19 protein-coding genes are annotated in these 21837 nt (G+C 43.6%); 12 read left to right on the top strand and 7 right to left on the bottom strand.

What is annotated here, in order from left to right; all coding sequences use genetic code 11:
• Positions 1–58: 58 nt before the first annotated feature.
• Positions 59–3823 (bottom strand): autotransporter assembly complex protein TamB, encoded by a 3765-nt coding sequence (tamB, locus tag ACOSVQ_RS17365; protein ID WP_491983716.1) that lies wholly within the window; start codon positions 3821–3823, stop codon positions 59–61.
• Positions 3820–5535 (bottom strand): autotransporter assembly complex protein TamA, encoded by a 1716-nt coding sequence (gene tamA, locus ACOSVQ_RS17360; protein ID WP_491983715.1) that lies wholly within the window; start codon positions 5533–5535, stop codon positions 3820–3822. Before tamA ends, tamB begins: the two co-directional genes overlap by 4 nt.
• A gap of 178 nt (positions 5536–5713) precedes the next feature.
• Here tamA and msrA point away from each other — a divergent pair, with 178 nt between their 5' ends.
• The 8 genes from msrA to ACOSVQ_RS17320 all read left to right on the top strand — a co-directional run bounded on the left by msrA (position 5714) and on the right by ACOSVQ_RS17320 (position 11957).
• Positions 5714–6352 (top strand): peptide-methionine (S)-S-oxide reductase MsrA, encoded by a 639-nt coding sequence (gene msrA, locus ACOSVQ_RS17355; protein WP_491983714.1) that lies wholly within the window; start codon positions 5714–5716, stop codon positions 6350–6352.
• A 122-nt stretch (positions 6353–6474) separates the two neighbouring features.
• Positions 6475–7026 carry a YtfJ family protein gene (locus tag ACOSVQ_RS17350; protein WP_491983713.1) on the top strand — a complete coding sequence of 184 codons (552 nt, stop codon included), beginning with the start codon at positions 6475–6477 and terminating at the stop codon, positions 7024–7026.
• A gap of 106 nt (positions 7027–7132) precedes the next feature.
• A complete protein-coding gene (locus ACOSVQ_RS17345) occupies positions 7133–7435 on the top strand; it encodes a DUF2607 family protein (protein WP_491983712.1) in 303 nt (100 codons plus the stop codon).
• 59 nt (positions 7436–7494) lie between these two features.
• Positions 7495–8136, top strand: coding sequence for a zinc uptake protein ZrgA (gene zrgA / locus ACOSVQ_RS17340; protein WP_491983711.1), 642 nt, complete (start codon positions 7495–7497; stop codon positions 8134–8136).
• Between the two features lie 93 nt (positions 8137–8229).
• The gene (locus ACOSVQ_RS17335; RefSeq protein WP_491983710.1) at positions 8230–8946 is read left to right on the top strand and encodes an ABC transporter ATP-binding protein; all 717 of its coding nucleotides are present in this window, start codon (positions 8230–8232) and stop codon (positions 8944–8946) included.
• Entirely contained in the window at positions 8943–10202 is a 1260-nt protein-coding gene (locus ACOSVQ_RS17330) for an ABC transporter permease (RefSeq protein ID WP_491983709.1), read from the top strand. The genes ACOSVQ_RS17335 and ACOSVQ_RS17330 overlap by 4 nt, the downstream gene beginning before the upstream one ends.
• Before the next feature lie 62 nt (positions 10203–10264).
• A complete protein-coding gene (locus tag ACOSVQ_RS17325) occupies positions 10265–10765 on the top strand; it encodes a DUF3299 domain-containing protein (RefSeq protein ID WP_491983708.1) in 501 nt (166 codons plus the stop codon).
• Between the two features lie 295 nt (positions 10766–11060).
• Positions 11061–11957 carry a TIGR03899 family protein gene (locus ACOSVQ_RS17320; protein WP_491983707.1) on the top strand — a complete coding sequence of 299 codons (897 nt, stop codon included), beginning with the start codon at positions 11061–11063 and terminating at the stop codon, positions 11955–11957.
• Between the two features lie 47 nt (positions 11958–12004).
• Here the strand turns inward: ACOSVQ_RS17320 and cysC are convergent, their stop codons facing one another.
• The 4 genes from cysC to cobA form a co-directional block, all read right to left on the bottom strand.
• The gene (gene cysC / locus ACOSVQ_RS17315; protein WP_491983706.1) at positions 12005–12625 is read right to left on the bottom strand and encodes an adenylyl-sulfate kinase; all 621 of its coding nucleotides are present in this window, start codon (positions 12623–12625) and stop codon (positions 12005–12007) included.
• A 43-nt stretch (positions 12626–12668) separates the two neighbouring features.
• Entirely contained in the window at positions 12669–14099 is a 1431-nt protein-coding gene (gene cysN, locus ACOSVQ_RS17310; protein ID WP_491983705.1) for a sulfate adenylyltransferase subunit CysN, read from the bottom strand.
• Positions 14100–14116: 17 nt separating this feature from the next.
• Positions 14117–15025 (bottom strand): sulfate adenylyltransferase subunit CysD, encoded by a 909-nt coding sequence (gene cysD / locus ACOSVQ_RS17305; protein ID WP_491983704.1) that lies wholly within the window; start codon positions 15023–15025, stop codon positions 14117–14119.
• Between the two features lie 99 nt (positions 15026–15124).
• A complete protein-coding gene (gene cobA / locus ACOSVQ_RS17300) occupies positions 15125–16006 on the bottom strand; it encodes a uroporphyrinogen-III C-methyltransferase (RefSeq protein ID WP_491983703.1) in 882 nt (293 codons plus the stop codon).
• Between the two features lie 308 nt (positions 16007–16314).
• Here cobA and cpdB point away from each other — a divergent pair, with 308 nt between their 5' ends.
• On the top strand, positions 16315–18276 hold the full coding sequence (gene cpdB / locus ACOSVQ_RS17295) for a 2',3'-cyclic-nucleotide 2'-phosphodiesterase (RefSeq protein ID WP_491983702.1): 1962 nt from the start codon (positions 16315–16317) through the stop codon (positions 18274–18276).
• A 72-nt stretch (positions 18277–18348) separates the two neighbouring features.
• On the top strand, positions 18349–18930 hold the full coding sequence (locus ACOSVQ_RS17290; protein WP_491983701.1) for a Crp/Fnr family transcriptional regulator: 582 nt from the start codon (positions 18349–18351) through the stop codon (positions 18928–18930).
• A gap of 6 nt (positions 18931–18936) precedes the next feature.
• Here the strand turns inward: ACOSVQ_RS17290 and dbpA are convergent, their stop codons facing one another.
• Positions 18937–20319 (bottom strand): ATP-dependent RNA helicase DbpA, encoded by a 1383-nt coding sequence (gene dbpA / locus ACOSVQ_RS17285; RefSeq protein ID WP_491983700.1) that lies wholly within the window; start codon positions 20317–20319, stop codon positions 18937–18939.
• Between the two features lie 192 nt (positions 20320–20511).
• Between dbpA and ACOSVQ_RS17280 the strand changes: the two genes are divergently transcribed.
• Entirely contained in the window at positions 20512–20964 is a 453-nt protein-coding gene (locus tag ACOSVQ_RS17280) for a GNAT family N-acetyltransferase (RefSeq protein ID WP_102941150.1), read from the top strand.
• The gene (locus ACOSVQ_RS17275; protein WP_491983699.1) at positions 20964–21836 is read left to right on the top strand and encodes a DMT family transporter; all 873 of its coding nucleotides are present in this window, start codon (positions 20964–20966) and stop codon (positions 21834–21836) included. The genes ACOSVQ_RS17280 and ACOSVQ_RS17275 overlap by 1 nt, the downstream gene beginning before the upstream one ends.
• Position 21837 lies beyond the last annotated feature (1 nt).

Raw genomic sequence — 21837 nt, 5'->3', positions numbered from 1 at the left:
TCTCCTTAAGATATACCTCTAAGCAAATACTAGATGCTCAGTGGCAACAGGGCTCAATTCAATTCAATTCAAATTGATATAACAGATCAACCGCACTATCTAAGCCAGATACCGCTTCCACATATAAATCAGTCATTAAACGGTAGCGGACTGTAAACTCCCCTACCGAGTTAAAAATACCAACGCCGTATTTTACTTGCAGCCCAGGTCGAATGTAACCACTTACAGTAACCTGAGAATCGTCTCCAGAGCCAGCAGTGTCTAATTTCAAATCTTGTACACCAAACGCACTGCCGATTTCACTCACTACTTTACCGCTACTCGCTAAACTCAAACCGATCAACGCGGTTGTCATTGCATCTCCACCAGTTTCACTATCTAGGTCTTGTCCACGTAGTAAGTATGACAGAGCATTCGCTTGAGGCATGCTCGGTTCTGAGAATATCGTAACAAGAGGCTCGCTTGCAGGCCCTGTTACCTGAACACCAGCAATCACATCATCGTCGGTATTATCTGGGTTACGGATAGCTTTAATAGACAGATAAGGTTGATCAACTGGCCCATTCATCAAGATCTTCCCTTCTTGAATAATCAAATCCTGACCGAAAGATCGATATTTACCGTCTTGGATATTAATCTCACCGTTAACTAAAGGACCTTTGTCTTTTTGCACCACGTTTACTCGACCAATTAACCCGCCTTCAAGACCAAAAGCTTTGAGCTTAAAGTCATCACCGATGGTAATGGTCACATCCGTTTCAATATCAAATGGCAGCGAATTCTGCTCACTGACTGGCGTTAAATCTTCATTGAGCAGTACCTGATCTTTCGACACACTTACGGCACTTGGTGGCAATTCTTCTACAACAATACGCCCCCACGGAAGCACAATATTTCCTGTAACTTTAGCCAATTTTGGCTGCATGTTCAGTGTTAAATCCGGTACAACTTTCACTTTTACAATAGGCGGCATGTCCACCAGCAAGGATTTAGCAAACACGTGGCTATTGACTTTCCAATCGTCTAGATTTTGCCAGTCGGCATCGCCTGTAATTTGCAACTCACCATCTTGAGTTAACACACTGGCATTGAGATTTGCTTGATAACCGGTGAAGTACAAAGTCATTTTCCCTGATTCTACTTCAACTGGTGAAATATCCCCTTTGACCTGAATATCACTAATACTCACCACACCCTCTATTTGAGGATGAAGCATATCGCCTTTAAATTTAAGGTCAGATTCTATGTCCGATTTCAGCGAGCTATATTCTCCAACCAGCGGCGAGAGAAAGTCTAAGTTAAACGTGGAAAGCTTTAGGTCTCCTTCCATTCGTTTATTTTCTTTTGTTACGTCGGCAATGATAATTTTTCCAGACAAGTCGCCATTGTCTGTCATATCTACATTCCAATAAGCTTGTAGACGGTTACGAATCAAAGACGCTTGTACAGAGACTTTATCCCAACCCACCTTTAAAGGCTGTTCTAAATCCTGTATCACGGAACCTTTGGGTAAACTCAATTCCACTTTAGCCTGCGGTGGCTGATTCGCTTGCCATTTTGCCCATACTTTTGCATTCGCTTCACCATTCACATGGGTATCGGCTGGTACAAATGCTTTAACTTGAGAGAAATCGAATTGATTAACAGATAACTGAACCTCACCACTCTCGCCCACTGTTGACGATTTTTCCAGACACACCGATGACCCCGCCTGAGTCCAACAGTGAGCAGCCAACGTTGCATTCTGTTTTTCAACATCCACATCGATACTCGTCGGCTTATCAAGCGTCCAGACACCTTGCTCAGTCTCTAGTGACATACGGTTGAGTTGACCGTCCCACACCAGTGAAGGTTTATCCGTTAAAGCACCTTGAATATTCAAACTCGTTGATACTAGGTCAGACTTAACATCCAGAGTCAGTTCGTGCATCTTCTGCTCGCCACTAAAATGCATGACCACCGAGTTGATTAACTGCTCTTGATAAGCAGCGTCATTCACCTTAAGACGTATATCTGCTCGTGGTGTTGGCAAAGGAGTTACATTACCCGTCAAGGTAATGTGCTTTACTTTGGCATCTTGCTGCCAAGCAATAGAATCAGCATCAAGTGACAATTTGATTTGTGGCTCCTTCATTGCTCCACGCATCAGTACATCACCAATGACTTTACCTTTTAGTTCAGGAACCGTTTTTGACAGATCCGGTAAGTTCAATGACAGTGACATGCGCCATTCTTTGTCTAACTTACCTTTCGCTGTGATCTTGTTTGGGCCGTGGGCAAGATTGATTCCCTGAGTATTCACCTCAAATTGCCCTTTGCCTGAAACATCGGAAGCATCAATCTGGCCGTGTAGATGCAGTGGATAATCACGTACAAGACCATCAACTGATAACTTAGGTACTTTGACTATCCAACCACCTTGGGATGTCAACTCACCAGACGTTTCTATTTCACCACTGATAATGCCTTCTGCTTCTGGCCATTGAAGGCCGGGCTGAATTTGATTCAAATCCAGTTTTGCCTGCCAGCGAATCGGTCCATCCCAATTCGCTTTGATTTCACCGAGAGTGCGCCCGCCAAGCGTATCTACTTGAATATGGGTTAAAGCGATTTCACTTAAGTTACCTTCGCCTTTGGTCTCCAACTCTATATCAGGGAGATCTTTGCCTTTCATTTTTCCAACTAAGCCAAGTTGGTAGTGCTCTAACGAGCCTTTGGCGTAGAGATGACTTGCATCCACAAAGTAGTCACCCTTACCAACAAGGGGCCATTGTCCATGCAGGTTCTTTATGTCGATATCAAAAGGAAGCTGAGGTTCCAACGGTTGAAGCTTGGCTTTAATGCTCGCTTGCGCCAGTTCGGCTAGTTCAGCCTCTAAGTTTAAATCAGCCACACTGCCCGAGGCTTTCAAACTAAGTGATTGCCCTTTCGCTTGTTCCATTTTGACTTTCGATATCAGCTCTAGAGAGAGTGGATAGGTATCTTTGAGTTTTACCTTGGTTTTTAATTGTGCATCCACCTCTGGCATATCCAATTCCAAAGTATCGACTGATACATCGTATTGATATGCCTTGGCTTTGAGTCCCAGATGATTCACGACCACCGGAGTAGCTTGATGAAGAGTAAAATGATTAATGTCCAAACGCGACAAATCAACTCTGAGCGGAATGAGCACATCAGGTAACTCAATAGCTTTAGACTCAGCGCCAGACGTTGGGTTCACCGCTTCCGTGGTCGAGTTATCTTCGTTTTCAGCCAGAGTTACATCGATATGATTTAACGAAGTCTTGCCGATAGTAAGGTTGTTGCCTTGGAACGAAGCTTGAGTAGAGAAATGTTGCCAAGCAATACGATTACCTAAGATATCGAGTTCAATATCATTCAATGTAAGACGATTAAGACGGATAGGCACAGGGGTTGTGATGTTTGTCAGAGGCTCTGAATTCACATCTTCTTCAACCTCTTCGGATTCTGGCAGTGACGGCAATGAAAATTTCAAACCCGAAATACTGACATCATTAATACACACTGAAGGCTCTAAAAAACAGTTCGCATTAATAGCCAGAGTGGCACTTTGTAACTGCATATCCATGTTCAAAGTAGGATCGACAAAGCGCACATCATTTAAGGTGAATCTTGGAAATAGCGAGCCGTAAGTAGATTTAACTTCAAGTTGTGGAACGAATTTGTTTACACCCCACAAAGCGAAGTTTAATCCAGTATTAGTAAAAAGAAGTCCAGCGATGGACAGCACCAGTATTACAGTTAGTGCTATCAACCCAATAGATATCCATTTACTCCACTTTAGAGCCAGTTTAATCATAACTCAGGCCCTAATGAGAAGTGGATTCGGAAACGTTCACCCGGTTCAGATTCAAGCCCCCATGCAAAATCGAGACGAAGTGGACCAACGGGAGACACCCAACGAATACCAAAACCCGTACCAGTTTTCCATCGCGGTGTGTAATCGAACGCATCGCCACCATCAACAAATACGGCACCCCACCAGTTACCGGTTAAACGGTATTGATATTCCACAGAACCTGTTGCCATATATTTGGCACCAGCAAGTGCACCGCTGGAATCCAGAGGCGAAATCGACTCATAGTCGTAACCACGCAAGTTGTTATCACCACCGGCAAAAAAACGTAGAGACGGAGGTAACTTATCGAAATCTTCAACAAAGTTAGCACCACCACCCATGCGAAATACACCACGATGATTCAAACCAGCCGTGCGTATCCAAGAAGTACCCGCGAGAACTCGAACCACATTGGTTTCTGAAACAAACGAATCCGAACCATACTCGACGGTGACAGTCTGCTTATCACCCCAAGTGATCAGAGAGCCGTTAGCTCGGGTTCTGGTTCGGCTAAAAGTGAAACCCGGCAAAACAAACTGACCGACGTCATCAAGCAAACCCTGCTCATAATTTTCAATGAGATAGCGAATGTACATAGTACGATGCCAACCACTATCCGCTAACCAGTGTCTTTCCAACGCTAAGTTTGATTCCAAACTTTGAGTATCGTTGCTGTCTTCCTTTTTCAAACCATATTGAATTCGATAGTACTCATGCAGTACATCGTCCAGCGGGATTTTATAACCGGCAGTAATGTACTGCTCAGGCTCAGAAATGGAAAAACTACTATCAAAGCTGTGACCACGCGAGTTAATCCAAGGCTTCTTCCACTTAAAAGTACCTCGCACGCCAACGTCGGTTGAATAACCCATACCGGTTTCAAACTGATTCCGTGACTGCGGCGACAGCGACACTTTCATTGGCAGCTCACGCCCACCATCTAAGTTACTTAGATCTGGCTCCACAAACACTGATGAGAACCATTCGGTGTTAGACAGATTCTGGTTATGTTCTCCAACCTTAGATACCAAATAAGGATCACCCTTCTTATAGGGTTGTAATGACGCCACGCGATTCTCATCAATTTGGCTGCCTGAAATACTCGTCGAACCAAATTGGTAGCGGATTCCACTATCGTAATGCATACGCACAAAAGCTTGATTAAGTTCGGGAGCTACTTCCAGACGACTGGTGATATAAGTACCGTTGAAATAGCCTTTTTGCAGCGCTAAGTTACGTAGTGAAGATTTCAAGCTGTCATATTTACCATGATTAAGAGGCTCACCTTGCTTGAGGCCACTTTGTCTAATCACTCGTAAAAAATCAGGGTCTTTTTCCGCTTCGCCAGTAATCACAATGTCCACGACTTCCAATCGAGTCACTTCTCCAGCGGACACATGAACAGCGAGCACTTCACCCGAATTTTTCACTTCAAAACTGATTTGAGGATGGTAATAGCCAAGCGCATTGAGCGCTTCCACAATATTTTTTTGCAGACGAGACTGGAAACGTAACTGAACAGAATAATCAGATTCTGGAATCGAAGAGAGATAAGCATCGACGTTATCTTTTAGCTCTGAATCTAAGCCATCAATCTCCAAGCTCACTTTGGCGAAAGAAGAAGCAGAAAAGAGTAAAGCGGCGAATAGCACTGGTAATGATTTTCGTCTCATGCTTAATTATGGCGTCGTTATACTAGGCTTATTGTTGAGCAATAGTGAAATCATACCGCCAATGCTCATAATAGTCTGTATGAAATCAGTCAATTATCAGGCCAATAGCTATTTAATTAAAAAATAATCATCGCAAGCCTGCATTTTCAACCCCAGCTTTTAAAACAAAGGAAGTCCCATGTTAGACAAACAAACTATGGTTACAGCAGAAACCGCACTGCCAGGTCGCGATACGCCAATGACGGTCGAAGACACTCACTTTGTCAATCAAACAAGTTTAAGTGCAGAACCAAAAGCAGGTGAAGAGCAGATCCTAATCGGCATGGGTTGTTTCTGGGGCGCGGAGCGCTTGTTTTGGGGGATTGAAGGTGTGGTGTCGACGTCTGTAGGTTACTCAGGCGGCTTTACGTTAAACCCAACCTACGAAGAAGTATGTACAGGTCATACTGGCCACACTGAAGTCGTTCGCGTGATTTACAACCCTAGCGTGCTATCACTAAAGCAATTGCTCAACCACTTCTGGGAGCGCCATGACCCAACACAAGGTATGCGTCAAGGTGGTGATCTAGGTACTCAATATCGTTCTGCTCTTTATGTTTACAACGATGAGCAACTAGAGATTGCTAAACAGAGTAAAGCCCAATACCAAGCACTGCTTTCAGAACAAGAGAAAGCGCAAATCACGACAGAGATTTTGCCTGCAGGCCCATACTACTTTGCTGAAACATACCATCAGCAATATCTTGCTAAAAACCCAGAAGGTTATTGTGGATTGGGCGGCACAGGCGTGTGTTTCCCACCAAGCTTGAGTCAGTAATCACTCACTTAAACCTATAAAACTAAAATTGCAGGCTCAGTCCTGCAATTTTTACGTCTCTTTAAAATGTACTGAAATTTCTGTGCTATACCTTCAGAGCTTATAATAAAGGAATCAAACACATGAAAATGAAAGCACTACTGCCGCTTATCTTCGCTTGCTCTCCAGCGATCGCATTAGCACACAACATTCAACTAGATAGTTCTGTGCCAAATGTGAAAGTCGATAAATACGGTGAAATACTGGTTGAAGGTAAAGAAACTGCATTCCAAGCTTGGAATAGCGAACAAATGAAAGGTAAGGTTCGCATCATTCAAGCCATCGCTGGTCGCAGCGCTGCAAAAGCAATGAATGCAGACCTAATGGCAGCGATTACCGCCGCTCACTTCCCTGAACAAGAGTACCAGACAACGACCATCATTAATCAAGATGATGCTATTTGGGGAACGGGATCTTTTGTTAAGTCTTCAGCACAAGACAGTAAACTGGAGTTTCCTTGGTCATCGATTGTTCTAGATGAGTCAGGCAATGTCGCGATAGGCTGGGAATTAAAACCTGAGTCTTCTGCAATCATCGTTCAAGACAAACTGGGTAAGGTTCTGTTCGTTAAAGAAGGAGCCCTAAACGAACAGGAAATCAAACAAGTGCTTGAACTGGTAAAAGTGTCACTTTAATTTCTCTGTCACATTGAGGTGAGAAGATTTCTGCTTCTTACCTCAATCATCACTTGCCTGATTTTTTTAGTGTTATATTATAACAATTCTTAATTTCAACTCTATTATGTCAATGTTGTCTAGCCTTCACTCATTTCGTATTAAAGCTAAGGTAGTCGCTTTTTCGGCTATCTTGTTGATGATATGGCTAAACATTGCATTCATTGATCACCAGTTAGATGCCTCTCCTGCTCATCACAGTGAACATCATTGCGAACTTTTTTCCTGTGCAAGTCATGCGTTAGCACAGCATCTTCCTGAGTTACCCATTTGGATATCTCATAACTACCTCGAACCAATTACAGAACCATTTAGCATTTCAATTCTGTATCTGGCGTATCTTGCACGTTCACCACCAATTCCAAAGTAATCATTCACGTTTAAAACCATTTACTACTGAATTTACTATTTTTTATTTTGGAGTTTCCAATGTTTAACAAACCACTATTAGCACTTAGCATCACTGCAGCATTAACCACTACCGCTTTCGCTCAGGAAGAATTTCGTCAACATGAAGCCCATGTTCATGGCCATGTTGAATTGAATATTGCTCAAGACGGTCACGATTTGCTGATGGAAATCACAGCACCAGGTGCCGATGTTGTCGGTTTTGAGCACGCTCCTGAAAATGACGAGCAAAACACTGTTCTTGCTAAAGCGTTAGAAACTTTGGGTCAAGCTGACGCTGTATTTACTTTGTCACCAGCTGCGAAATGCCATATTGAAAGTGCCAACGTTAAACACAATTTGGGTGGAGAACACGAAGAGCATGAGGGTCATGACCACGAAGGACACGACGATCATGCTGACCATGACCATAAAGACCATGATGACCACGAAAAACATGACCATGATTCACACGAAGGTCATGAGCATGAAGAAGGCGGCTCACATGGTTCATTCTCTGTACAGTACAGCTTCCATTGTGATGACATCTCTAAACTAAGCCAAATTGAGACTCAATGGTTCACATTGTTCCCTGCAACTCAAGAAATCGACGTGAATTTGCTGACAGACAAAGTGCAAACCGCACTGGAATTAAAGCCAAGCAAAGCCATCATTTCTTTGTAACTTTTCTTGGTAAACATGCCTTTGTAAACTTTCTTTTGTAGGCCTAGAAAAATGGGTAAGCACTTACTTACCCATTATTTATAGGGAGCAGTGATGTCCAGTAATCAACTCGATTTACCCCTTCCGGTAATCGAACTCAATAATGTCGTTTTTCAATGGCCTAATAGCGATAGTGCGACGCTTGATATTAAAAAGTTAAGTGTAATGGCTAATGAGCACGTGTTCATCAAAGGTCCAAGCGGGTGTGGTAAGTCTACTCTGCTCAGTTTGTTGACTGGGATAAATGCGGCGACACAAGGTGAAGTGCAGCTACTAGGTAGCAATCTCACCCAACTATCCTCCAGCCAGAGGGATCGCTTTCGCGCCGACAATATTGGCTATATTTTTCAGCAATTCAATTTGTTGCCATACCTATCAGTGATTGAAAACATTGTTCTTCCTTGCCAGTTTTCAAATCAACGCAAAAATAATGTCTCTGGCTCACTTACCGAGCGAGCTAATGATCTATTAGATAAACTGCATTTGCCGAAATCTGTACGCGCAAAGCCAGTGATAGATCTTAGTATCGGTCAGCAGCAACGTGTTGCAGCAGCTCGAGCATTAATCGGTGAACCCAAAATTGTTATCGCCGATGAGCCGACTTCAGCTCTCGATTACGACAATCGCAGCGCTTTCATCGAACTATTAATGGAAGAAGCCAACCGTGTTGGTTCAACAATGGTATTTGTTAGCCACGATCCCACGCTGGAAAGTCTCTTTAAGAGAGTTATACACCTGCCAACACTTAACCAAGCAGGAGGCCAACAATGAAAGTCATTGCAAGCTTGGCTTGGAAAAGCTTACTCAATCGAAAAACAACCGCTCTGTTAACCATTATGACGGTCGCGATTTCCGTTATTCTGCTGATGGGCGTTGAACGAATTCGTACTCAAGCGAAAAGTAGTTTCGCTAATACTGTCTCAGGAACAGATTTAATCGTCGGTGGTCGTTCAGGGCAAGTAAACCTGCTTCTTTACTCGGTATTTCGTATTGGTAATGCCACCAATAATATCGACTGGAAAAGCTATCAGGAGTTTAGCCAACATAAGTCCGTAAAATGGGCAATTCCTATTTCCTTGGGGGACTCACACCAAGGTTTCCGAGTCATGGGAACCAACGAAAGTTATTTTGAACACTTCCGCTATGGAAGTAAGCAACCACTTACTTTCTCACAAGGTAAAGAGTTCCATGGCTTATTCGAAACCGTCTTGGGCTCAGATGTAGCCAAAAATTTGGGTTATCACATTGGTAGTGAAATCATCATCGCTCATGGGATAAGTGATGTGGGATTCAGTCGCCATGACAACTTACCTTTCAAAGTGGTCGGCATTCTTGCACCAACAGGCACTCCCGTCGACAAAACCGTACACGTTTCTCTACAAGCAATTGAAGCGATTCATGTCGGCTGGGAATCAGGAGCACACTTAGGTAATTCACCAGATAAAGCAGAATTAGAACACCGCGATTTTGAGCCTAAACAGATCACGGCAATGATGATCGGATTAAAGTCCAAAATTCAAACTTTCGCTCTGCAAAGACAAATTAACGAGTATCGAAAAGAGCCTCTTAGCGCCATTATGCCCGGCGTAGCCCTACATGAATTGTGGGGGATGATGTCTGTGGCTGAACAGGCGTTAATGGCAGTGTCGATATTTGTCGTTATTGCCGGATTGCTTGGTATGCTCAGTAGCCTGTTAACCAGCTTACAAGAGCGTAGAAGAGAAATGTCGATTCTTAGAGCTATGGGAGCGCGACCAAAACATGTATTCTCCCTATTAGTCAGTGAAGCGAGTGTTTTAACTTTACTCGGAATTGTTGTTGGTCTTGTGGGTCTGTATGGCTTATTAGGCATCGCGGCGCCACTTATTGAAAACCAGTATGGGATTCAAATTGAGCTTAACGGGATTACTCGTTATGAATGGCAGCTACTGTCTTATGTGCAAATCTCAGGCATTTTGATTGGATTCATTCCGGCAATCAGAGCTTACAGACAGTCTCTCAGCGATGGGATGACTATTAGACTGTAAATGCATTCATCTGTAATGCGTGGTGTGGTAAATCCATTACGTCTTAAAACAAATAGGAAAATATGAAACAACTGCTTTTAAGTTTTTTGTTAGTGTTTGTTCCTGCCTTTACGGCAGCAGCACAAAGCGCAGAAGATATTCTGACCCTCGATTGGATTGATTTGGTGCCAGAGAGTGAACGCAGCCAGTTTAATCAGCAAGGTATGCCTGCGGCAAATCATGATGGTGATGCTCCGGCGAAACAATCTCAATTGGGTGCGGTTCGTCCTGAGCTCAATGGCAGCACAGTAAAAATTCCTGGTTTTGTTATCCCTTTAGAAGGGGACGAAAATACAGTGACTGAATTTTTATTGGTGCCGTATTTTGGCGCTTGTATTCACGTGCCACCACCACCACCCAATCAGATTATTTACGTGAAATTTCCACAAGGTGCGCCAATCCAGCAACTTTGGGATGTGGTTTACGTGATAGGAACGCTCAAGACAGAATCTATGAGCGTTGAACTGGCTGACACAGGCTACGTCATTGAAGGTACTGAAATTACCGAATACGATGACATGTAAAATTTGTTAAATAAATGAGCACCTGTTTAGTGACTAAACTCTAGGAAATATAGGTAGATAAATATCCAATTACCGATACATATACCGCAAAGAGTAAAGCTGTCGACAGGTGCTTTTTAAATCTATTATCTTTCCAATACTTCATAAGCACCTCACAAGCATGATAACAATTTTAACAACTTATTATCATTTGTGGTAGCGCAAATTTATGCACATTATTCAATAGTTTCACTAGCCGACGCTAATATTACGGGGTACATTTTATTCCATGTCTGTAAGCAGTCTCAGGAACCCCATGGCCGAACAGAATCAACCTGTTGTGATTGAGCACGAAGCCACAATGGAAAACAGCCAAGATAAAAAATCAAACTATGTTAAAGATAGTGCTAGTCGAATCTACTCTATCGCCCAACAGCATGGTATTGATGCACTGCTACATAAAGTCGCTCCACAGAAAACTCCGTTAGAGCGAGCGTTAAAACGTGAACAAGAGATCAAAGCGCAAAAACAGAAAAACTTAGAGCAGATTGTTAAATTGGCGCATGTTTCTTGTAGAAATGAAACGGCAGGCGACCCAGACCAAGACTGGCTTTACCGTTTTTTCGACATGGCGCAAGACATTCACAACTCTTCAATGCAACGTCTCTGGGCACAAGTGCTCAAGCGTGAAACCACCAATCCGGGTTTCACCTCAATGAAAGCACTACAAATCCTAAAAGATATGACCCCTAAAGAGGCGCAAATACTGCAACGAGCAGCGGCATTAGCTTGCAGCTTTGGTACAGATTCAAGTTTAAAACTTTTGTTTGGTATGAAAATGCCAAGTGGGATATTCAGCCTTAGCAAAAGAGATTCCGTTACAACGATTAATATCGGCAATCACCAGTTACCCTACTCCAGCTTGTTGGTGTTAATTGAATTGGGGCTGGTACACGCAACTGAGTTGGAATCTGGCGAGATTGAGCTAGACCCACCTCTGCTGCTTACGTATCAAGGTACGAACTTATCATTGCAAGCGTCAACCAAAGGCGTGAGATTGCTTTACTACCGCTTTAGTCCTACGGGTAATGAGCTTTGTCGCTTGCTAGGTCACAAACCTAATTCGCATTACTACGATCAAGTGGTCGCTATGCTGAGTCAGAAGTTTACGGTACATGCCGATGTGAAGAGTTCGATTCATCACACGGTGTAAATAAAAAAGTCAGGCATTACGCCTGACTTTTTTGTTACAGCTAACATCTATTGAAAGATGATTTTACGCTTTGCCAACTCGGCAATACACAAATCAACCAAAGTATCGATATTCTCTTCACCCGCTGGTAAATCAATTTCAGGCGTTAAAGGCGCTTCATAAGCGGAATCTATTCCCGTGAAGTTGGCGATTTCTCCAGCTCGAGCCTTCTTGTAAAGTCCTTTTGGGTCGCGTTGCTCGCACACTTCAAGCGAAGTATTCACATACACTTCCACAAATTCACTTTGCGGTAATAAATCGCGCACCGTCTGGCGTTCAGCTCTGTGAGGTGAAATAAAGGCAGTCAAAACTATAAGCCCTGCGTCCGCCATCAGTTTTGCCAGTTCACCAATACGTCGAATGTTCTCTCGACGATCTTGCTCTGAAAAACCAAGATCGGAACACAAACCATGACGGACATTATCCCCGTCCAGTAAATAGGTGTGGTATCCCAACTGAGCAAGACGCGTTTCAAGCGCTCCAGCTATGGTTGATTTACCAGCACCGGAAAGCCCTGTGAACCAAAGTACCGCTGGCTTTTGTTGTTTCAACTCTGCACGCAGGCTTTTATCTACAGCGTGTTGATGCCAAACGACGTTCTCGTCTTTCACACTTGATGCAGAATCCATAACCATTTCCTTCTCTATGCTAAATGTTAAGACGTTCTGACTTTTATGACTTTAGCAGTTGGCTAAGATCTTTCGCATCCCAATGCGGGAAATGTTTGCGAATCAATGCATTTAGCTCTACTTCAAACGCCGAAAACTCACCTTGCTGTTGCGCTACGTTTTGCAAACTGTCACGAACTAATCCAGCACCAACAGTAACGTTAGTCAGACGGTCAATCACAATGAAACCGCCGGTGTCTGCGCAATCGAGATATTTATCGAGTGCAATAGGTGCGTTAAAGGTCCATTCACATAGACCAATACCATTCAACGGTAGCTCTTCGGTCTGGAAAGTAGACAAGTTATTGATGTTGTACTGATGGCGAATCGTCGTGATCTGTCCAACGCTCTTCTTACCTGCAATCTTAATATCGTATTCACGACCCGCTTTTAGAGGCTGCTCAGTCATCCACACCACATCAGCAAGTAGATGATTGGTCGATTCAATTTGGGCATTCTCAAGTACGATGAGATCACCACGACTGATATCAATTTCATCAGCCAGAGTTAGGGTTACGGCTAAACCAGCTTGTGCAGTATCCAAATCTCCATCGAAAGTCACAATACGTTTAACTGTCGAAGTTTTTCCTGATGGTAACGCTTTAATTTTGTCACCAACACTGACAGAACCCGAGGAAATAGTGCCCGCGAAACCACGAAAATCAAGATTCGGACGGTTTACGTACTGCACAGGGAAACGGAACTCACCGCTGCCTTTCTCATGATCAATGTCCACGGTTTCCAGTAACTCAAGAAGAGACGGACCTTGATGCCAGTTAAGGTTTTCACCTTTTTCAACAACGTTATCACCTTCCAAAGCTGAGATAGGGATAATTTGAATGTCGGTTTCACCTTGTAGGTGCTTAGAAAACTCCAGATATTCTGCGCGGATCTCTTCAAAACGATCCTGTGAGTAATCCACTAAATCCATCTTGTTTACTGCAACGATGAAATGTTTTAAGCCCAATAGGTTTGAGATAAACGAGTGACGACGAGTCTGATCCAAAACACCTTTACGCGCATCAATCAAGATAACTGCTAAGTCACAGGTCGAAGCACCCGTAGCCATGTTGCGAGTGTATTGCTCGTGTCCCGGAGTATCTGCAATGATGAACTTACGCTTCTGCGTTGAGAAATAACGGTAAGCTACATCAATAGTGATCCCTTGTTCACGCTCTGCTTGCAGACCATCCACCAGCAAAGCAAGGTCAGGACGAGAGCCCGTAGTACCAACTCTCTGACTGTCAGAGTGAACTGCCGCTAGTTGATCTTCATAAATTTGCTTTGAGTCGTGTAGCAGACGACCAATCAAAGTACTTTTACCATCGTCTACGGAACCACATGTTAGGAATCTAAGTAGCGATTTGTGTTGGTGTTGATTCAGGTAACCTTCGATACCGAGCTCTAGAAGCTCTGCTTGAACTGCACTATTCATTCTATTTCCTTAGATCCTTAGAAATAACCTTGGCGTTTTTTCAATTCCATCGATCCAGACTGATCGTGGTCGATCGCACGTCCCTGACGTTCACTAGACGTTGCTACTAACATCTCTTCGATAATTTCGGTAAGAGTGCTGGCTTCAGATTCGATCGCTCCGGTTAGCGGGTAACATCCCAATGTGCGGAATCGAACGCTCTTATGTTGAACTTGTTCGTGAGGTTGGATCTCCATACGCTCATCATCCACCATGATCAACATGCCATCTCTTTCAACCACAGGTCGAACCGCAGCAAGATACAGAGGAACAATCTCGATGTTTTCCAAGTAGATGTATTGCCAGATGTCCAGCTCAGTCCAGTTTGACAGAGGGAAAACGCGGATGCTCTCACCCTTGTTGATCTGACCGTTATAGGTTTTCCACAGTTCAGGACGTTGGTTTTTTGGATCCCAAGTGTGGTTTTTATCGCGGAACGAATACACGCGCTCTTTTGCACGAGACTTCTCTTCATCGCGACGAGCACCACCAAATGCAGCATCAAAACCGTACTTATTCAATGCTTGTTTCAAACCCTGAGTTTTCATGATGTCAGTATGCTTTGACGAACCATGAACGAATGGACTAATGCCCATCTCAATACCTTCTGGGTTCTTATGTACCAAAAGCTCAAAGCCATACTTTTTCGCTGTTGCGTCACGGAACGCGATCATGTCGCGGAATTTCCAGTCAGTGTCAACATGAAGAAGAGGAAATGGAATTTTGCCCGGATAGAACGCTTTACGCGCCAAATGAAGCATTACGGATGAATCTTTACCGATAGAATACATCATCACAGGGTTTGCAAATTCCGCAGCAACTTCACGGATAATGTGAATGCTTTCTGCCTCAAGCTGTTTTAAATGGGTTAAACGTTGTTGATCCATTTTGCGTGCTTCCTTTTAGCTGCCTTATGGCTTGTCAGGCTTATGATTTATAAAACTCTTATGATTTATAAAATTAGAGCGCCCAACGAATAAATTTGTTTATGCGTATTGGTACTGTTCTTGACGAGTTGAGCTGTCGTTGAACCATTGGAGTTTGTCAGCCAAAGTCACAACCTCACCAATCACGATTAACGATGGTGATTGTGCGTTAGCCGCTAGTTGTGGCAATTCACAAAGCTGTCCGCGAAAAACCTTCTGCGTTGCTTGAGTTCCACGCTCAATAATTGCAATCGGTGTTGATGCATTTCGACCATGCTCAATAAGCTGCTGAGCGATCGTGCTTGATTTCATCAGCCCCATGTAAATCACTAAGGTCTGGTTACCTCTCGCGAGCGTAGACCAATCCATATCTGCCGCTTCTGCTTTTAAATGACCCGTAACAAACAGTGCTGACTGAGCAAAATCGCGATGAGTTAGCGGAATACCGGCATATGCGGTAGCGCCTGCTGCTGCAGTAATTCCCGGAATCACTTGAAACTTGATACCCGCTTCAAACAACACTTCCAGTTCTTCACCGCCACGCCCAAACATGAATGGATCACCACCTTTAATACGAACAACTCGATGGCCTTGCTTGGCAAAATCCACTAACAGTTGATTGGTTTTTTCCTGAGGCACACTGTGGTGACCAGCACGCTTACCCACACAAACCAAAATACTATCCGATGGAACAAGAGCCATGATGTCGTCAGACACGAGGTAGTCGTACAAAACCACGTCGGCTTGTTGCAGCAAATTAAGCGCTTTAATCGTCAGCAATTCAGGATCACCGGGACCAGCACCGATTAATGCCACTTCACCTGCTTGTAGCTGGCTACGAGAAAGACTTGTCCATTTGCTTTCTGGTGCAGAGGCATCAACAGCGACTAAGCGTGTTTTTTTCTGCTTTGGCAGCGTTGAAACGTTTTCTAAGCCAACCATGTTTGTCATCCTTTACCCAATTAATGGAAGCATTATGGTGGTATCTACTTATTACCTGAAATTCTAAAATTTCATTTTTTATTCGAAAAACTGATAAGTAGTTGGCATGGGAGTAGAGCAAAGAAGAAAAGAGCTTCTATATTAAGAAGCTGAAGGCGTAACATCTTGGTGCGAAATGGTGATAACTGGCACCAAAGCGAACCATTTAGATGCCTAACTTCACAGTTTCATAGAATATGAAATCATTGTTTCATAATAACTTGATACATTTATCGAGTTATCACTTTCCTAATCAATTGGAGTACACAATGACAGTTGCAGTCAAACCTCTATCTATTGCCATTTTAGGTGGTTTGTTGACCATGGCCGGTCCTTCTATGGCTGATACCATCAAACTACGTATTATCGAGACAACTGATATTCACACTAACGTGATGGATTATGACTACTACAAAGACAAGCCATCAGATCAAATCGGTTTGACTCGCGCAGCAACGTTAGTAAAACAAGCTCGTGGTGAAGTGACTAACAGTATTTTGGTTGATAACGGTGACTTAATCCAAGGTAGTCCAATGGGTGACTACATGGCAGCAAAAGGCATCAAAGCTGGCGAAGTTCATCCTGTTTACAAAGCAATGAACCAACTGTCGTACGATGTAGGTAACATTGGTAACCACGAATTTAACTATGGATTGGATTTCCTAAAAGAAACCATCAACGATGCTAAATTCCCTTACGTGAACGCGAACGTTTACAACGCATCAACGGGTGAGCATCTATTCCAGCCATACCTAATCAAAACACATACCTTCAAAGATACCGACGGTAAAGCTCACGAAATCAAAGTGGGTTACATCGGTTTCGTTCCGCCACAAATCATGGTGTGGGATAAGAAGAACCTAGATGGTCGTGTAATTGCTCGCGACATCAAAAAGACAGCTGAAAAGCTAATCCCTGAGATGAAAGCGAAAGGTGCTGACATTATTGTTGCGATTCCACACTCAGGTATCTCAACAGATGAATATCAAGAAGGCGCTGAAAACTCTGTTTACTACTTAACAAAAGTAGAAGGCATCGATGCTATTGCCTTCGGCCACTCACATGCCGTGTTCCCAAGCAAAGAGTTTGCAAAAGTAGCTGGTGCAGATGTTGAGAAAGGCACTATCAATGGCGTAACAGCTGTGATGCCGGGACGTTGGGGTAGCCATGTTGGTGTAATGGACCTAACTTTAGAGCAAAAAGATGGCAAATGGGCAGTAACCAATGGTCAATCTGAAGCTCGTCCAATCTTTGATAAAGCAAGCAAGAAAGCGATTGTAGAAGCGGATGCTGGCATCGTAAAAGCGCTTGAAGCAGACCATAAAGGCACTCGTGACTTCGTTAACCAACCTATTGGTAAATCGAATGACGTGATGTACAGCTTCCTTGCATTAGTACAAGATGACCCAACGATTCAAATCGTGAGTTTGGCACAAAAAGATTACGTAGAACGCTTCATCCAAGGTGATCCAAACCTAGATGGTCTGCCAGTTCTTTCTGCTGCTGCACCGTTCAAAGCGGGTGGTCGTAAGAATGACCCATCTAACTTTACTGAAGTAGAATCTGGTGAGCTTACCTTCCGTAACGCAGCGGACTTATACCTATACCCTAATACGCTAGTAACCTTGAAAGTATCAGGTAAAGAAGTCAAAGAATGGTTGGAATGCTCTGCTGGTCAGTTTAAACAAATTGATGTGAGTTCAAGCGAGCCACAATCGCTTATCGACTGGGATGGTTTCCGTACATACAACTTCGACGTGATCGATGGTGTGGACTATCAAATCGATATTACTCAACCAGCGAAATACGATGGCGACTGTAAAGTTATCAATCCTGATTCTCAGCGTATTGTGAACCTGACATATAAAGGTAAGCCAATTGATACGGCGCAAACCTTCTTAATTGCGACCAATAACTACCGCGCATACAGCAACAAGTTCCCAGGCACTGGTTCAGATTTCATCGCATTTGATTCACCAGATGAAAACCGCACCGTCGTTGCTGATTACATTGCTCGCGTAAGCAAAGAGCAAGGTGAAGTGACACCAAGTGCAGACAATAACTGGTCATTCGCACCAATCAAGTCTAAGACCAAGCTTGATATTCGTTTTGAAACTTCACCAAGTGAAAAAGCGGCGAAATTTGTCAAAGACAAAGGCCAATACCCAATGGAATTGGTAGCAACAGATGAAGTTGGCTTCGGTGTTTACCGAATCAATCTACAAAAATAATTCTAGATTCCTGTAAAATACTAGCCGCAGCATTCGCTGCGGCTTTTTATTTGAGGCAAAAGAGTAATGACGATGCGGGACCAAGCTATCTACGATAATTTTATAAAACAAATGCTGGAATATGGATTCAGTAGCGCAGAAGCACAGCAGTTATTTGAAGTTTCATCCCTGCTTGAACTTCCAACTCGTCATATTCTGGTCAATCAAGGGCAAATGGCCAGCCATCTTTATTTTGTCAGCCACGGTATATGTCACGCCAGCTACCTTACAGAAGAAGGCAAAACATTCAGTAAAGAGTTCTATTGGGAACAAGATTGGATCATCGGATTTGAAAGCTTGATAAAACAAGCACCCTATCCTTATTTACTTGAAACACTGAGCCCAGTAACGCTGCTCTGTTTGCCAATTGAATACCTGAACCAATGGAAAAAAACCTCGCATCCGCTCTATATCAAGTTGCTTGAAACGCAGTTGATGCATAAGGAAAACAAAGAAAGGTTTATGCTTTTGTATCGCCCGGAGCAGCGATATCAGATTATGTGTCAGCAGTTTCCTGACTTAATGAAGCGGCTCAGCGATATTCACGTTGCCGCTTATTTAGGTATCACCCCGATCAGTTTAAGCCGCATCAAAGCGCGCTTAAGAGGGGCATAATTAAAGTTATTTGATGAAACGGGCGCGGAACTGACGTCCTTTCATTTTGCCGTTCGACAATTTGCTCAATGCTTTTTTCGCGATACCTTTCTCAACCGCCACATAAGAACGCATGGCAGATAGGTTAATTTTGCCGATGTGAGCGGCAGAGAGTTCACCGTCAGATGTCAACGCACCCAAAATATCTCCGGCACGCACTTTCTGCTTCTTCCCGCCATCGATCTGGATTGTCACCATAGACGCTTGATATGGAGCTACTCCCGAAGGTTTCTGTGGCAGAGTTGCAGGTTCGATAGCGATGTCCATGTACTCATCAATCTGAGCCACGCGGTACATTTCTTTCTCACTGAAGAAGCTAAACGCTAGTCCTTTACTTCCTGCGCGGCCAGTACGGCCAATACGATGCACGTGTACTTCTGGGTCACGAGAAAGCTCAAAGTTAAATACTGCGTCAAGATTATCCACATCTAAACCACGAGCCGCCACATCCGTTGCAACCAGAATTGAGATACTCTTATTGGCAAACTGAACCAAAGCTTGGTCACGTTCACGTTGTTCCATGTCACCGTGCAGTTCAATCACGCTAAAACCGCGGTGATGAAGCTCATCAGCCACATGCTGTACTTCGCGTTTAGTATTGCAGAACACTACCGAGGATTCCGGCTGATGTTTCAGCAATAAAGCCTCTAGCGCGTCATCACGAGCTTCACTACCTTCAACTTTGTAGAAATATTGCTTAATGCTTGAGGTTTCGTGAGTCGCTGCAACTTTAATCATCAATGCATCATGAGTCACTTTCTGTGCGATCTGCTGAATTGAATCAGGATAGGTAGCACTGAATAGCAAAGTCTGACGCTTAGCAGGAGCTTGATCGATAATCGCTTCTAGCGCATCTTGGAAACCCATATCTAGCATGCGGTCAGCTTCATCCAGTACGAGCGTATTCAGTTCGCTCAAATCGATTCGATCTTTGCTTAGGTGATCAAGAATACGTCCTGGCGTACCAACCAAAATATGCGCGCCATGCTCTAGGGAACCAATTTGAGGCCCCATCGGCATACCGCCACAAAGCGTCAGCACTTTAATATTGTGAATAGCGCGAGCTAGTGTACGGATGTCCGTTGCTACTTGGTCAGCTAACTCACGAGTTGGACAAAGCACTAGAGCCTGAACTCGGAAGCGTTTTACATCCAAGTTAGACAGCACACCGAGCCCAAACGCCGCGGTTTTGCCTGATCCTGTTTTTCCTTGGCCAATGACATCCTGTCCTTTAAGAATCGCTGGCAACGATTGTGCTTGAATCGGCGTCATGTTGGTAAAGCCGATAGTTTCAAGGTTAGAAAGCAATTCTGGCTTAAGGTTTAAAGCCGAAAATGAAGTATCACTCAAGGGGATGTCCTTTAGGGTCTATTAGCCCTAGCTATACGAAAAAATAATCGCCTATTATCGTTATTTTTCTCCCTCACCACCAATGAATATTCGATTAATTTCTTCAATCGATTGCCAATTAACTTTTGTTAATGTCTTCCCCTAACCATCCTGCTAGATTGTTGCCAAATTAAACACAAGGAGTTAGTCGTCATGCTCAATTGGCAGTGCCTTTCATTTTCTGAACTTTCCACCACGCAACTCTATGAAATGCTGAAACTAAGAGTCGATGTGTTTGTTGTAGAACAAACCTGTCCATATCCGGAACTGGACAATAAAGATCGTGTAGAGGGAGTTTTCCACCTACTCGGTTACAAAGGTGAAGAGCTGGTAGCCTGTGCGCGCCTGTTACCTAAGGGCATCAGCTACTCAACATTGAGTATTGGCAGAGTCGTCACCAAACAAAGTGCTCGTGGCGATGGTTTAGGTCACAAACTCATGTCTCAGGCTTTACATGAGTGTCAGCAACGTTGGCCAAACGAAGATATCACCATCAGTGCCCAGCAACATCTCGCTAAATACTACGGACAACATGGCTTTGAACAGACTTCAGAAATGTATTTGGAAGATGACATTCCACACATTGAAATGAAGCGAATCGCTTAATGTCACCTTATTCGGTAGCTCTCATTGCACTTATCGTTGGCAATCTCGCAGCTTCGTTATCTGACGTTTCAGTAAAGATGCTTGCGGGTGAAGTGTCAGCATTTCAGTATATGTTTTTACGTCAGCTGATATCTCTGCTCATCATATTGCCACTTTGGCTGAGGCAACAAAAAGAGCAAAGAGCGCTTTTAAATACGTCGATGACAGCTTTAAGAGCGCATTTGGTACTTATTGGTAGTGGTTGTATGTTGGTCGCAATTACTTACCTTCCACTGGCAACTGCCAATGCTGTTTTTTATGCTGCACCTATTCTGATGCTGCCACTTTCAATGTGGCTACTGAAAGAAAAACCAAGCAGTACAAAGATATTGGCGACCCTCTTTGGATTTTGTGGCGTACTTATTGTGCTACGCCCGCAAAACTTTCACTGGGCTGCAGGATTTGCATTAGTCACAGCGTTTACTTTGGCTTTGTTTAACATATTGGCGAAGCGTATTCCGAAAGAGCAAACTGTTATTACCACATTAATGTGGACTAGCCTGTTTTCTCTGCCGATAGCAGCAGTACTAGCCTCTATAAATTGGCAGCCAATGACGTGGATTCAGATAGTGTGGATTGCATTAAGTGCATTGCTGGTGCTTTCTTACAATGGTCTGGCGGTTATCGCTTATCAGAGAGCCGCTGCTAATCAAATAGCATTAGCTGAATATTCAGGTTTACTTTTTGTCGTGTTATTTGGGGTTACGTGGTTCGATGAAATCCCCGACATGCTGACTTGGGTAGGTATTGGGATGATAGTCTTGCCACTGATTCCGAAAACTCAGCTATTTAAAAAACGGGGCAAGAAAAAACTTATTAATGCCAGTAATTAGA

Source organism: Vibrio sp. HM8-C (assembly GCF_058630515.1).
The sequence above is the reverse complement of the archived record's forward strand: the minus strand, read 5'-3'. Positions and strand labels throughout refer to the sequence as shown.